Here is a 13,747-nt window from a genome sequence, read left to right as displayed (position 1 = left end):
GGGTTCAGCGGTCTGTCGCCGAGGGATCAATCGGCCTGATCGATCGCCCGCAAGGCGGCCATGCGTGCCTGCTGGATGTCCTGGCCAATGGCGGGCCCCTTGCGCCCGGCGGCAAGGGCCGCCGCCGAGATTGCAGCGGTGTCCACGGACTGCACCGCAGCCAAGGCCTGCAGCAGCCGCGGGCGTTGCGGATAGTCTCGATTCGCCAGGCCGGTACGACCCCGGGCATCACATTCGCAGGCCAGCAGCATCTGGGCAAATCGCTCCGGCCGGCGCAACGCATCACAGCGCTCCAGTAGCCGCATGCGTGCCTCGGCCGAGAAGCCCAGGCTGCCATGCACATGCGAATGCTCGCGGGCCACGAGCACCGCCAGTTCCCGGCACTCCGTCGGTACGCGCCAAAGGGCCGACAGCGCCTCTGCCAGCGGCACGCTGCGCCCCTCATGCCCGATATGACGCGGCCATTCTTCCGGCGCGGTTTCGCCCTTGCCGAGGTCGTGGCACAAGGCGGCGTAGCGGACAGGCAAGGGGGCCTGGACACGTGCGCACTCGTCCAGCACCAGCAGCAGATGGGCGCCGGTATCCACCTCGGGGTGATGGGCGGGCGGCTGGGGCACACCAAAGAGCTTGTCTACCGCCGGCGCCAGACGCGCCAGCGCACCACAGGCCCGCAGCACCTCGATCATCCGGGATGGGTGCTGCTCCATCAGCCCGCGGGACACCTCCTGCCAGACCCGCTCGGGCACCAGCGCATCCACCTCGCCGTTGCTGACCATCTCCCGCATCAGCGCGAGCGTCTCGGGCGCCACCGTGAAGTCACCAAAGCGCGCAGCAAAACGAGCCAGGCGCAGGATGCGGACGGGATCCTCCACAAACGCCTCGGACACATGCCGCAGCACCCGCGCCTGCAGATCCTGCTGGCCGCCATAGGGGTCCACCAGCGTGCCGTCCTCGGCCTGGGCCATGGCATTGATGGTGAGATCGCGCCGGCCGAGGTCCTGCTCCAGCGTCACGTCCGGGGCCGCATACACCTGGAAGCCGTGGTAGCCGGAGGCCGTCTTGCGCTCCGTTCGGGCCAGCGCCACTTCCTCATGGGTGACCGGATGCAGGAAGACCGGAAAGTCCTTGCCCACCGCCAGATAACCCTGGTCCAGCAGCGCCTGCGGGCTGGCGCCCACCGCCACCCAGTCCCGGTCCTGGACCGGAAGCCCCAGCAAGCCGTCCCGGACGGCACCCCCCACGAGATACATTTGCATACTGATGTTGCGGTGCAGCATCCCCAGTTGTGGGGGTAGTTAATTTAGATTACGTAGGTATATTCACCCAGTCACCTGCAAATCAGTGCTTCCATCAAGGAAGCCACGGGCCGAGAGAGACACCGAGCCAGGCAGGCGACAACGCAGTAGGGAGTGTATGAATGAAAGCTGTAGTCACTCTCGGATTGGTCTTCTTGAGTCTCACCGCTCATGCCAAGGAACAGCAGGTCCATCCGCAGCTGTCCTTGGCCGCGCGGGCTTCGAACCAGTTCCAGATGGAACCGGTGGCGGCTGAATCCAGTTTCAGCCAACAGACCCAATCCGGGCCGGCGCAATTGCCGGATGTCAATGAGCAGGAAGGCGCCGATTCGTTGATGCCTTCGTTTGCCAAGGAATCGCAGACTCAAGCGCTGATGCTGGGCGGTTTGCTCGCCATGGGCTTCCTTGTCCGTCGTCGTCGCGAGGACTGAACCACCCAGCCGGACGGGCGCTTGCGCCCGTCCTTCTTGTTCTGCTTGTCCTTTTTAGCGCGGTGCTTTTCAGCGCCGGGCGCCCCCAGTCCTCCGGGCTGTTGTTGGCAAGCCGCACTGGGCTGCGGCGCGCTGTCACCTGAATTTGCCGCAGCTCCGTATGCTGGCGCACGTTGGTGCTGTCTGTACCGGCGGGACTGCCGGCGTGATTGCCAGCGTGACGACCGACGTGATCAGTGGCCTGATTACGGCTTGATCACCGGCACCGGGCCGTTCACATCCCGATAGGGCTCCTCGAAGTCGAGGAAATCCTTCTCCGCCATGGCGCCCGCCACCCAGGCCTGTACGGCCGGGGCCGCCTCCACGCGCGCCGCGTACGCCTGCGCGGTTGCAGGCAGGGGGAGCCCATACCGGGTCACCCGCATCACCACCGGCGCAAAGAACGCATCGGCCGCGCTGAAGCTGCCAAACAGGAAGGGCCCACCGCTGGCGGTGAGTGCATCGCTCCACAGGGCGGCGATGCGGTCGAGGTCGGCCTGCAAGCCCGGGTTGTTGGCCAGGAGCCGTTGGCCCACCACCGCCAGGTCGGCATCAATGTTCATCGGGCACAAGGACCGCAGGCTGCCGAAGCCGCTGTGCATCTCGGCGCACAGGGTGCGCGCCCGCGCCCGCTGCGCGCGGTCCTGGGGCCAGACGCCCCGGTCCGGAAAACGCTCGGCGAGATATTCCGTGATGGCCAGGCTGTCCCACACCGCCAGCCCATCGGGCTCCACCAGCACCGGCACCTTGCCCGTGGGGGACACCGCACGCACCTCCTGGTAGAAGGCCGACCCGGGCGAGAAGTCGAAGCGCACCATCCGTTCCTCGAAGGGGATGTCCAGGGCCTTCAACAGCACCCAGGGGCGCATCGACCACGACGAGTAGTTCTTGTTGCCAATCAGTAGCTTCATAGGGTCGGCCGCTTCAGTGCGGTGGGTGGGTTGGGTTAGATGCGCTTCATGGCGTCAGTTGCCATTGGCGGGCAGGTCTTGCGTCACCGCCGCCGTGGTGCCCGCCGGGCCGATCACGCGGCCCAGGCGTTCACGCAGCTGGGTGCCGCCCTCGCGGCCCATCAGGTGCGCATAGACGGTGGCGTTGGAGAGTACCTTGCGGACGTAGTCGCGGGTCTCGTTGATGGGGATGTTCTCCGTCCAGATGGCCGCGTCCAGCGTTGAACCCTCCCGCCAGCGGCGGGGTCGGTTCGGGCCGGCGTTGTAGGCCGCCGCTGCCATCGCTTGCGAACCGTCGAAGCTGTCCAGCACCAGTTTCAGGTAGCCGGTGCCCAGGCGCAGGTTGACGTCGCGGTCATGCAGCAGCTCCGGTTTCACATCCAGCCCCAGCTTCTTGGCGGTCCACTTGGCGGTGGCGGGCATCACCTGCATCAGGCCGGAGGCGCCGACGTGCGAGCGCGCATCCATCATGAAGCGGGACTCCTGGCGAATCAGGCCATACACATAGGTGGGGTCCAGGCCGGACGCCGCCGCCGTGCGGAACACCTCCGCGCGGTAGGGCATGGGGTAGCGCGTGGCGATGTCGATCTCCTGCCGTGTCCGTTCGCTGGTGGAGATGCAGCGCTCCCACAGCTCACGTTCGCAGGCGATCTGCGCCACGGCCAGCAGTTCTCGGTCGCCCAGGCCGCGCATACTGAAGTTCCATTCGCGTTGGCCTTCGCTGCGCAGGCCCACGGCCAGCAGTTGCAAGGCGCGAGACACACCCGGCATGGCGGTGGCCTGGGCACGCTCTGCCGGTGTCAGGTCGGCCGGCTGCGGGGGCAGCGGCAGGCGCAGCTTCAGTTCATCCGCTGCCAGCTTGCCGTAGTAATTGACCGGCGAGGCGAGGGTGCGAAGCGTGTCCTGCGCTTCCTTGCGCTGGGCGTCGCCCGCAGGTCCCTTGGCGGCCAGCGCCTGTTGGGCCTTGGCCTTCCAGTACATCCAGGTGGGGTCGCGCTGTTCCGAGGGTTTCATCAACGCGATGGCTTCCAGCAGTTGCGCGGGGCGCCCAGCGCCGCCGTCGGCCCGCAGGGCCGCACGGGCAATCCAGTTCAGCGTGTCGTCGCTCCAGTCGAGCGTGCCGCCCGCACGGGCTTGCAGGCGCAGTGCGCGGTCGAAGTGGTCGCTGGCCACGTCCTGCAGTCTCAGGGCGGACTGGCGGCCCAACTGAGCCCAGACCCACGCAGCCAGATCGGCTGGTAGTCGAGGGGCCCAGGTCTGCACATCATCGGTGGCGGCAGACGGGTCCTGCACGGCCAGGCGCAGCAGGGCCATGGCGGTCAGTTCCGCCTGCGCCCGGGGCTTGGCCGCGCCCTTGCGCTTCAGGTAGCGGTCCGGTTTGTCCATCAGCTCAGCCACCGCCTGGCCCTCGGCCTTGGTCAGCAGGCCGCTCAATTGCTTGATGACCGGTGGGCGGTTGGCTTCCACTGCGTGGCGCATCTTCAGCCAGACGTCGGTCTCCTTGAGCTTGCCGGATTCCAGCAGGGTGGCGGCCAGGAGGTTGCAGCCCTCGTCCGGGTTGCGCTGGTTGAGCCAGGCCGTACGGGCCTGTTCGCGCAGTTCCTTGTTGCGTTCGATGGCGGGGTCGGCCAGCAGGGCGTAGCAGACCACCTCGCGGTCGTCCTGCATCTTGTAGGCCGCATGGTCGCGCCGGAAGTTCGCCCAGTCGTGGCGATGGCCCAGCTCCAGCAGCCAGTCATTGCGCAAGCGGTCTTCCACATAGCTGCCAGGCCAGCGCGCGTAGAAGGCGTTGACTTCCGGCTGGGAGACTTCGGAGAGACGGTTGTTCAGTTCCCAGTAGTCGAACCAGGGGGCCAACGGGTGCTGCTGGTCCAGCGCGGCCTGGCGGTCGGCGGACAGCCGCGCGCGGTCGCGCTTCTGCCAGGCGTCGCGCGCATCCAGCACCAGGTCGGCATTGGGCGGCGGCGGGTTGACCACCACCGCGAAGGTGGTCTGGGCCAGCGTGGACTGGGTGAGAGGCGGTAGCCCCATGGCGCACAACGCCAGGGCGGTTACAGTGATCCGAGCGAACTTCATGCCGTACTGCGATGAATGCCTCCCCCACGGACAACACTTGGCCCCATGAGAGAAACGAACTGCGCCGCGCCTTGCTGGCGCGCCGCAGGGAATGGTGGGCGACCCCCGAGGCCCGCCTGGCGGAAGATCGGCTGGGTGAGCAACTGCTTGCCCTGCTGCGGCAGCTCGAGCCATTGAGCCTCGGGCTGTACTGGCCCCTGGAAGGAGAATTTAACGCAGCGGACTGGGCTCGTGCCCACAAACTCGATACTTCCCTGCAATTGGCGCTCCCGTTCGCCCGAAAGGTGGGGGAGGCACCGGTTCCCATGACCTTCCACCGTTGGGATGGGCAGACACCCACCGTGAAGGACGACTGCGGCATTCCCAGCAGCACCGGGCCGGTGCTGATCCCGGAGGTGCTGCTGGTGCCCTGCCTGGGGTTCACCCGTGAGGGCTACCGGCTGGGTTATGGCGGGGGGTATTTCGACCGATGGCTGGAGAAGCACCCGGGCGTGACCACCATCGGAGTGGCCTGGGCCTGCGGCGAGGCGCCGTTCGAGGTGCAGCCGCATGACCAGCCGCTCACCATCGTGCTGACAGAGAAGGAAGTGATGGCGCCCTGAATCGTGCGCCTTGCATCGGCCGGTGTGTCAGTCCTGCGCAGGCGCCGGCTCCGATTCCCCGATCGCCTGCCGGGTGAGGGCGGCCTGGCCTGAAATCCACCGGGCAAATTCCATCACCTCCGGCCGTGCGCGCCCCTGGTGGGAGAGCATCAGCCAGTAGACCGTGGGTGCGCCGATGCGCCCCGCCGCCCCAAAGGGCTCGGCCAGTTCGCCCCGCTGCAGGGCATCCGCCACCAGCGGCAGCCGCGCCAGGGCCACGGCCTGGCCGGAGACGGCGGCCTGCACCTGCTGGTAGGTGAAGTTCAGGTACATCCAGCGGCGCGGCTGCATCTCGGGCTGGCCCCGTTCGGCCAGCCAGCGCCGCCAACTGAGAAACAGCCCGCTGGGCCGCTGGTCATCCTCCTCGGCCAGCGTGTGCAGGCGCAGGTCGGCCGCCGTGTTCAGCGGTGGCACCTGGCCCGCCGCAGCCTGGCCCGCCATCCAGGGGCTGACCACCGGCGTCAGCACCTCGCCGAACAGGCGCTGGGCGCTGGGCGGCACCCCACGTGGCTGGCAATAACGCAGGGCGATGTCGATCTCACTGTCCTCAAGGTCCACCAACTGGTCATGGGCGGACACGCGGATGTCCATGTCCGGATGGTCCCGCTGGAAGGCCTCCAGGCGCGGAATCAGCCACAGTGACGCGAACGAGGCGAACGTGGTCACGTTCACCACCCGGCGCCCGCGCGACTGGCGAATCTGCCGCACCGTACCGTCCAGCCGCTCCAGCAGCGTCGACACCGTGCTTTGCAGCAGTTGCCCATCCGCGGTCAGGGCCACATGGCGCGTTCCCCGGTGGAACAAGGTGGCGCCCAACTCCTCCTCCAGCGCCCGGATCTGGCGGCTGACGGCGGACTGGGTGAGGAACAGTTCTTCTGCCGCTGCGCTGAAACTCAACCGGCGCGCCACCGCCTCAAAGGCCCGTAGCGGACCAATGGCAAGGGGACGCTGGCGCTGGGTATTCATGCGCAAATGGTATCAATCGACGTGCCAAGAGTCATTGGACGCCGCCTCGGGGGAACCCTAACATTCGCTCATGCCTTCGAGGAAAGCTGCCCGTTCAGTGGTGGTTCAGGCACAGAGGAGTGAATCATGGCCGTCACGCGTTTGTCATCAATCCAGCCCACCCCACCCGACCTGAGCGATGCAGCCTGGCAACTGAGCCAAGGCGAAGCCGTGCGACTGCCCATTGGGCCGGGCCGTCGAGAACTGCGGGTGCTGGAAGGGCGTGTGTGGGTCACCCAGCAGGGGGCGCTGGAGCTGCCTGCCGATGATTACTGGCTCAGCGCGGGAGATGCGCTGGACGTGCCCAGCGGGACGGAACTGGTGATCGAAGCCTGGCCCACCGCCCGCTTCCAGTTGTTGGTGCCGCCGCAGGCCTGTGCCCAATGGCAGGCCCGCCATCAGGTCAGCCGGCCTTCCTTGCTCTCGGCCTTGGTGCCGCGTCTGACGCCGGCTTGATCGTTTTCGCCGGCTTGGCGTTGGCCGAGCGCAGCGATGCCTCCATGGCCAGGCGTGCCCAGGGTGCCATCAACACCACCGACTCGAGCGCTTCCTCCGGCGGCTGGAAATAACCCAGTGAGGCGGTTGTGACCTGTCCGTCGGGTGCACGCCGGTCATACCGGAAGGGTTCGCAACCTGCCGCCATGAAGCGAGGCCGTGTCTGGTCGTCGGTCTTCAGGTAGAGCTGGTCCGAACTGATGATGGCCACGAACAGCCCATCCGCATACAGCCCGTGCCCGCCAAACATCCGCCGTGATCGGATCGGTCCGATGGGGGCCAGCAATTCCATGCAGTGCGCGACGAAGCCGTTGTCCAGAGGAGTCGTTCCCATGCGGCGGACTCTAGCGCGCGCCACGCCGCGCGGCCACAATCGTCGTCGGCAGGGCCAGGGGGCCCAAGGAAGCGGGAGCGGGATGGATTCTCAGGACAGCAAGCCAGGCCATGACGGGGGCAGCCCCCCGGATGCCGGCCACCCGCAGGGGCCGGAAGCCGCGGCGGCGGCCGCGGCTGAACGGCGCGCCCTGCGCGAGCAGCTCATCCAGGAACGCCTGGACCTGCCTGGCCGCCTCGCACTCTCCGACCAGCTGCAGCGTGTGCTGCGTGTCTGGCTGGTGGCCCGCAAGGAAGCCCGCATTGCCGCCTATTGGCCGATCAAGGGCGAGTTCGACCCCATGCCGGCCCTCTACCGCTGGAGCGAGGCCGACGGGCAACGCCGTATTGGCCTGCCGGTGGTGGACCGGGATGAAAACCGCCTGCGCTTTCATATCTGGTACCCCGGCTGCCCCATGGAAGAAGACGGTACCGGCATCACCAAACCCAAGGACACCGAAGCCTTTGATCCGCAACTGCTGCTACTGCCTTGCCTGGGTTACGGCCCCGGTGGCCTGCGCATGGGGTATGGCGGCGGGTTCATGAAACGCACCATTGCCCGCATCACGCCCCGCCCGCTGGTGGTGGGCGTGGGCTACAGCCATGGCTTCCAACCCACGCTGACCGCCCAGCCGAACGACGTACGGCTCGACGCCATGCTGACCGAGATGGGGCTGGTCTGGGAGAATCCCCGCGCATGACTGCCGCCCCTGAATCCATGTCCACCACTTCTGACCGCTCGGCGCCCACCTCTGCGCCGACCTCCACGCTTTATGCCGCCCATCTCGCCGAGCAACAGCGGCGCACCGAACACGCGCTGCAACGCGGTGGCTTCGATGCGCTGGTGATTGCGTCGGGCATCGAGAAATTTGCGTTCCTGGACGACCGCCCCTACGTCTTCCAACCCAATCCGCATTTCAAGCTATGGGCGCCGCTGGTCCAGCATCCGGACAGCTGGCTGGTGATCCGCCCTGGCCACAAGCCGCGACTGGTGTATTGCCAGCCGGAGGACTATTGGCATGTGCCGCCCGCCGCGCCCAGTGGCTTCTGGGTGGAACATTTCGAACTGGTGATTGTGCGCAAGGCGGCGGACGCCGTGCCCCACCTGCAGGTGCCGGGCCGTCTGGCCATCATCGGCGAGGCGGACGCCGCGCTGGGCGACATCGTGCCCAACAACCCACCGGCGGTGCTCAACGCCCTGCATTACGCGCGCGCGGTCAAGACCCCGTACGAGCTGGTGCGCATGCGTGAAGCCTCGGTGCTGGGTGCACGTGGCCATTTGGCAACCCAACGCGCCTTCCGCGAGGGCGCGTCCGAAGCGCAGGTGCACCGCGCCTATCTGGAGGCGGTGGGCCTGGCCGAACGTGAGCTGCCCTACGGCAACATCGTGGCGCTGAACGAGCACTGCGCCGTCCTGCACTATCAGTACCAGGACCTGAAGGCGCCCGCGCAGTCCTTGTCGCTGCTGGTGGATGCCGGCGCCCACAGCTGTGGCTATGCCTCGGACATCACCCGCACCACTGGCAACGGGGATGCCACCTTCCAGGCCTTGATCGACGCCATGGAGGCCTCCCAACTGCGCCTGGTGGACCTGGTGCGCGCCGGCACCGACTACCGCGACATCCATCTGGCCGCCCACGCGGAATGCGCCAAGGTGCTGCGCCAGGTCGGCATCGTGAAGATGGACGAAGAGGCGATGCTGGCCCAGCGGGTCACCAGCACCTTCCTGCCGCACGGCATCGGCCACCTGCTGGGCCTGCAGGTGCATGACATTGGCGGCTTCATGAAGGACGAAGAGGGCGGCACCCTGCCCAAGCCCGATGGGCATCCCTACCTGCGACTGACGCGGGTGCTGCAGGCCGGCATGGTGGTCACCATCGAGCCGGGGCTGTATTTCATTCCCATGCTGCTGGACCAACTGCGTGCCACGCCGGCCGCAGCCTCGGTGGACTGGGCACTGGTCAAGCACCTCAGCGCCTTTGGTGGTGTGCGCATCGAGGACGACGTCGTCTGCCGCGCGGAGGGCGTTGCCCCCGAGAACCTCACGCGGGACGCATTCGCCACGCTGGCCTGAAGCGCGCAGCCCGACGCAAAGCGCTGGCCTGACGAGCCGGACGCCAGGAGCCGGGCGCGCCAAAGGAAAAGACCGGGACGAAAAAAAGGCGCCTCCCCAAAAAGGGAGGCGCCTTTTCCATGGTCGGCGCATGCCCCAAATCCAAATAGCGCCGACCATGAAACCGTTGATCAGAAGCGGTAGCCCACGCCCACACCCACGAGCAGCGGGTTCACCTTGAACTTGCCGACTTCGGTGCCAGCCGACGACACCTTGGTGCCGATCTGCACCTTCTTGATGTCGAAGTTGATGGACCAGGCCTTGTCCAGCATCACATCCACGCCGGCTTGAGCGGCCGCGCCGAAGCTGTTGTTCTTGATGCTGGGTTTCAGCGACTGCTGCACGGCACTGTCGAAGTGCACGCCGGAGAAGCGGGTGTAGTTCAGGCCGGCACCGACATACGGACGCACGGTGCCGGTTGGGTTGAAGTGGTATTGCACCGTCAGGGTGGGCGGCAGGTGCTTGAGCGTGCCGATCTGGGTGCCTTCGGAATACAGCTTGTGCTTTTGCGGATAGGTCAGGATCAGCTCCGCCGCGATGTTGGGCGTGAAGAAGTAGCTGACGTCGAATTCCGGAATGGTCTTTTTGTTGATGGAGAGACCATAACCCGTGCTGTCCTTGTTGGCCGAGTCGATGTTGACGGCACGAACACGCACCTGCCATGGGTTCTCCACGGACTGGGCCTGAACCATCATCGGCACACACAAACCGGTCACCGCAGCGGTCACTGCAGCAGCCACCGCCAGCGGGCGAAAAGAAACACGACCGGTATGGGAGCGAAGGGTATTCATGTAGGGTTCTCCTTGTGTATCGAACACAGCGGATTGAACGCCTGCAGATCAGTAGAAACCTTGATACGGCACAAGGTTTGGCCGCCGTGCCCCTTCAGTCCGTGCGGCCTTGTTGGATATCAAAGAGCGGGTGACAACTTGAGGCGCGAACACAACTCAAGGGTCAGCGCGGACTGGTTGAGTGTGTAGAAGTGCAGGCCAGGCGCGCCGCCCTGGATGAGCCGCTCGCACAGCCGTGTGACCACATCCAGGCCGAAGGCGCGCACCGAGGCCGCGTCGTCCATGTAGCCTTCCATCTTCATCGACACCCAGCGCGGGATCTCGATGCCGTCGCGCTGGGAGAACTGCGCGATGCGCGAGAAGTTGTTGATGGGCATGATGCCCGGCACGATGGGCGCGTCCACGCCGAGCGCCCGCACCGCGTCCACGAAGTGGAAGTAGGCGTCCGGGTTGTAGAAGAACTGCGTGATGGCGCCGTTGGCGCCGGCCTTCATCTTGTCGGCGAAGTACTGCAGGTCACGCGCTGCATAACGTTGCTGCGGGTGGTACTCGGGGTAGGCCGCGACTTCGATGTCCCAGTCCTCGCCCTGCGTCTGGCGGATGAAGCTCACCAGTTCGGCGGCATAACGGAACTCGCCAGCGGTGGCGGTGCCGCTGGGCAGGTCGCCGCGCAGGGCCACCACACGGCGCACATTCTGGGCACGGTAGGTGGCCAGAATCTCGGCGATGTTTTCGCGGGTGGAGCCCACGCAGGAGAGATGGGGCGCGGCATCAAAGCCCTGGCCGGCAATGCTCGCCACGGTGGCCAGCGTCTTCTCCCGGGTGGAGCCGCCCGCGCCGTAGGTCACGCTGAAATATTGCGGGTTCACCGCGCGCAACTCCTGAACCACGGTCTTGAGTTTCTCGCTGCCCACCGGCGTGTTGGGCGGGAAGAATTCAATGCTGACGGGGGTCGTGGCGGTTTTGGCAGTCGTGGCCGTTGTGGCCGTTGTAGCCGTTGTGGGCGTGGTCATGGCGGTGGCTCCTCCGGATCTGTTCATGCATGGTTCAGGGCGTCGCTGACGGCGCTGCTCAAGGTGATGCGGTCTTGCGCGCCCACAGGAAAAACTCTCGATTGCCGTCGCCACCGGTGATGGGGCTGTCCATCCAGCCCGCCACCTGCCAGCCCAGCGCCAGCGCGGCGTCGCGCGCCTGTTGCTCAAGCTGGGGGTACAGCGACACATCCTTCACCAGCCCGCCCTTGCCGATGGCCTGCGGGCCCAGCTCGAACTGCGGCTTCACCAGCAGCAGTGCATGGCCGCCGGGGGCCAGCCATGGGTCCAGCTGGGGCAAGGCGCCGATCATGGAGATGAAGCTCAGGTCCCCCACCACGATGTCAAAGCCCGCGCCGGGGGCCAACTCGCGCAGCGGGGAGTCCGGCAGTGAACGCACATGCGTCCCTTCCAGCGCGGTCACGCGTGGGTCCTGGCGCAGCGAGGCATGTAGCTGCGCGTGCCCCACATCCAGCCCCACCACACGCGCGGCGCCGGCCTTCAGCAGGCAGTCGGTGAAGCCACCGGTGCTCTGGCCCACGTCCAGCGCGCGCATGCCCGTGACATCGATGCCAGTGGCCTTCAGTGCGCCTTCCAGCTTGAGCCCGCCACGCGAGACATAACGCAGCTCCGCGTCATCGGTGATGCGCAGCGCGGCATGCTCGGGCAAGGCCTCACCGGCCTTCTTCAACGATGTCCAGCCCTTGGGCGACTCCCATTGGACGGCCCCCTGCTCAATCAGCCGCTGGGCGGCGGAGCGGGTCGGGGCGAGGCCGGTGGACACCAGCAACTGGTCTGCTCTCATCGGGGTAGGTGCGGCCCCGGGGCGACGGCGCTGTCTCCGGCCGCGCAGCCATGCGTCAAACGCCGGCGGCGTGGCGGGAGACGGCTGTCGTCCCCGAGGCCGTTCAGGACATCAATAGCGGTAGGTGTCAGGCTTGAACGGGCCTTGCTTGGGCACGCCGATGTAGGCGGCCTGCTCGTCCGTCAGTTCCGACAGTTGCGCGTTCAGCGTCTTGAGCTGCAGGCGCGCCACTTTCTCGTCCAGGTGCTTGGGCAGCACGTAGACCTTGCCGATGTCGTAGGCGTCCTTGTGGGCGAACAGCTCGATCTGGGCAATGGTCTGGTTGGCGAAGCTGGACGACATCACGTAGCTGGGGTGGCCGGTGCCGCAGCCCAGGTTGACCAGGCGACCCTTGGCCAGCAGGATGATGCGCTTGCCGTCCGGGAAGATCACGTGGTCCACCTGCGGCTTGATCTCATCCCACTCGTACTGTTCCAGCGAGGCGACGTCGATCTCGTTGTCGAAGTGGCCGATGTTGCAGACGATGGCGTTGTGCTTCATGGCGGCCATGTGTTCATGGCGGATGACACTCTTGTTGCCGGTGGTGGTCACGAAGATGTCGGCCTTGTCGGCCGCCCATTCCATGGTCACGACGCGGTAGCCTTCCATGGCGGCCTGCAGTGCGCAGATCGGGTCGATTTCCGTGACCCACACCTGGGCGGAGAGGGCGCGCAAGGCCTGGGCGGAACCCTTGCCCACGTCGCCATAACCAGCCACCACGGCGATCTTGCCGGCCACCATCACGTCGGTGGCGCGCTTGATGCCGTCCACCAGCGATTCACGGCAGCCGTAGAGGTTGTCGAACTTGCTCTTGGTGACCGAGTCGTTCACGTTGATGGCACGGAACAGCAGGCTGCCCTTGGCGGACATTTCCTTCAGGCGGTGCACACCGGTGGTGGTTTCCTCGGTCACGCCGATGATCTCGGCGCTCTTGCGGGTGTACCAGGTGCCGTCTTCGGCCAGCTTGCGCTTGATGGCGGCGAACAGCACGCGCTCTTCCTCGCTGCCGGGGTTGGCCAGCACGGAGAGGTCCTTCTCGGCCTTCTGGCCCAGGTGCATCAGCAGCGTGGCATCGCCGCCGTCATCCAGGATCATGTTGGGGCCTTCGCCGGCCGAGCCCTTGGGGCCGAAGTCGAAGATGCGGTGGGTGTAATCCCAGTAGTCTTCCAGCGTCTCGCCCTTGTAGGCGAACACGGGGGTGCCGCGGGCCACGAGGGCGGCAGCGGCATGGTCCTGCGTGGAGAAGATGTTGCAGGAGGCCCAGCGCACGTCGGCGCCCAGGGCCTGCAGCGTTTCCACCAGCACGCCGGTCTGGATGGTCATGTGCAGGGAGCCGGTGATGCGTGCGCCCTTGAGCGGCTGGCTAGCGGCGTATTCCTCGCGGATGGCCATCAGCGCGGGCATTTCGCTTTCGGCGATGCTGAGTTCCTTGCGGCCCCAGTCGGCGAGCGACAGGTCTTTGATCAGGTACTGGTCTTGGGCCAGCGGCTTTTGAACGGCGGTCATACGGGCTCCTGCTTGGGATGGGCCGTTGACACTGGGGCTGGAGGAACCTGTGCGATCCGCAGGCCCTTCGCGAGGTCCGGGCCGTCCGGCAGGTCCGGACAGGTCGGGCGAAGAGATCGGCCGCAGGATCGGGGGGAGCAGACTCACCCAGCCGCCAA

The 13,747-nt window shown here is 66.5% G+C and carries 14 protein-coding genes; 5 read left to right on the top strand and 9 right to left on the bottom strand.

Translation table 11 applies throughout. The features are described 5' to 3' along the window. Positions 1–26: 26 nt before the first annotated feature. Positions 27–1,256 (bottom strand): multifunctional CCA addition/repair protein, encoded by a 1,230-nt coding sequence (locus BMY53_RS17705; protein WP_092947966.1) that lies wholly within the window; start codon positions 1,254–1,256, stop codon positions 27–29. Positions 1,257–1,450: 194 nt separating this feature from the next. On the opposite strand from BMY53_RS17705, the gene BMY53_RS17700 reads away from it, so the two are divergent. After that, entirely contained in the window at positions 1,451–1,726 is a 276-nt protein-coding gene (locus BMY53_RS17700) for a hypothetical protein (protein WP_143074123.1), read from the top strand. 245 nt (positions 1,727–1,971) lie between these two features. On the opposite strand, the gene BMY53_RS17695 is transcribed toward BMY53_RS17700, so the two are convergent. Further along, positions 1,972–2,676 (bottom strand): glutathione S-transferase family protein, encoded by a 705-nt coding sequence (locus BMY53_RS17695; RefSeq protein WP_092947827.1) that lies wholly within the window; start codon positions 2,674–2,676, stop codon positions 1,972–1,974. A 54-nt stretch (positions 2,677–2,730) separates the two neighbouring features. After that, positions 2,731–4,791: a lytic transglycosylase domain-containing protein gene (locus tag BMY53_RS17690; RefSeq protein WP_092947826.1), complete on the bottom strand. Its 2,061-nt coding sequence runs from the start codon at positions 4,789–4,791 to the stop codon at positions 2,731–2,733. 11 nt (positions 4,792–4,802) lie between these two features. Here BMY53_RS17690 and BMY53_RS17685 point away from each other — a divergent pair, with 11 nt between their 5' ends. Continuing rightward, the gene (locus BMY53_RS17685) at positions 4,803–5,393 is read left to right on the top strand and encodes a 5-formyltetrahydrofolate cyclo-ligase (RefSeq protein ID WP_092947825.1); all 591 of its coding nucleotides are present in this window, start codon (positions 4,803–4,805) and stop codon (positions 5,391–5,393) included. 27 nt (positions 5,394–5,420) lie between these two features. On the opposite strand, the gene BMY53_RS17680 is transcribed toward BMY53_RS17685, so the two are convergent. Then, on the bottom strand, positions 5,421–6,398 hold the full coding sequence (locus BMY53_RS17680) for a LysR family transcriptional regulator (protein WP_092947824.1): 978 nt from the start codon (positions 6,396–6,398) through the stop codon (positions 5,421–5,423). A gap of 126 nt (positions 6,399–6,524) precedes the next feature. Between BMY53_RS17680 and BMY53_RS17675 the strand changes: the two genes are divergently transcribed. Further along, entirely contained in the window at positions 6,525–6,893 is a 369-nt protein-coding gene (locus BMY53_RS17675; RefSeq protein WP_092947823.1) for a DUF2917 domain-containing protein, read from the top strand. Here BMY53_RS17675 and BMY53_RS17670 read toward each other — a convergent pair. Further along, positions 6,841–7,266: a TfoX/Sxy family protein gene (locus BMY53_RS17670; protein ID WP_092947822.1), complete on the bottom strand. Its 426-nt coding sequence runs from the start codon at positions 7,264–7,266 to the stop codon at positions 6,841–6,843. The two genes, BMY53_RS17675 and BMY53_RS17670, sit on opposite strands and share 53 nt — an antisense overlap. An 82-nt stretch (positions 7,267–7,348) precedes the next feature. On the opposite strand from BMY53_RS17670, the gene BMY53_RS17665 reads away from it, so the two are divergent. Further along, positions 7,349–8,005 carry a 5-formyltetrahydrofolate cyclo-ligase gene (locus BMY53_RS17665; protein WP_092947821.1) on the top strand — a complete coding sequence of 219 codons (657 nt, stop codon included), beginning with the start codon at positions 7,349–7,351 and terminating at the stop codon, positions 8,003–8,005. After that, the gene (pepQ, locus tag BMY53_RS17660) at positions 8,002–9,378 is read left to right on the top strand and encodes a Xaa-Pro dipeptidase (RefSeq protein ID WP_218151258.1); all 1,377 of its coding nucleotides are present in this window, start codon (positions 8,002–8,004) and stop codon (positions 9,376–9,378) included. Before BMY53_RS17665 ends, pepQ begins: the two co-directional genes overlap by 4 nt. Positions 9,379–9,548: 170 nt before the next feature. Here the strand turns inward: pepQ and BMY53_RS17655 are convergent, their stop codons facing one another. The 4 genes from BMY53_RS17655 to ahcY all read right to left on the bottom strand — a co-directional run bounded on the left by BMY53_RS17655 (position 9,549) and on the right by ahcY (position 13,589). Beyond that, positions 9,549–10,208, bottom strand: a complete 660-nt coding sequence (locus BMY53_RS17655) for an OmpW/AlkL family protein (protein ID WP_092947819.1) — start codon at positions 10,206–10,208, stop codon at positions 9,549–9,551. Positions 10,209–10,327: 119 nt separating this feature from the next. Then, positions 10,328–11,221 carry a methylenetetrahydrofolate reductase [NAD(P)H] gene (metF, locus tag BMY53_RS17650; RefSeq protein ID WP_092947818.1) on the bottom strand — a complete coding sequence of 298 codons (894 nt, stop codon included), beginning with the start codon at positions 11,219–11,221 and terminating at the stop codon, positions 10,328–10,330. A gap of 58 nt (positions 11,222–11,279) precedes the next feature. Then, positions 11,280–12,044 carry a TlyA family RNA methyltransferase gene (locus BMY53_RS17645; protein WP_092947817.1) on the bottom strand — a complete coding sequence of 255 codons (765 nt, stop codon included), beginning with the start codon at positions 12,042–12,044 and terminating at the stop codon, positions 11,280–11,282. A gap of 111 nt (positions 12,045–12,155) precedes the next feature. Then, entirely contained in the window at positions 12,156–13,589 is a 1,434-nt protein-coding gene (gene ahcY, locus BMY53_RS17640; protein ID WP_092947816.1) for an adenosylhomocysteinase, read from the bottom strand. Between the last annotated feature and the right edge of the window lie 158 nt (positions 13,590–13,747).

The organism is Roseateles sp. YR242 (assembly GCF_900109745.1).
In the GTDB taxonomy this organism is placed as follows: domain Bacteria; phylum Pseudomonadota; class Gammaproteobacteria; order Burkholderiales; family Burkholderiaceae_C; genus Roseateles.
This window is presented reverse-complemented; position numbering and strand designations above follow the sequence as displayed.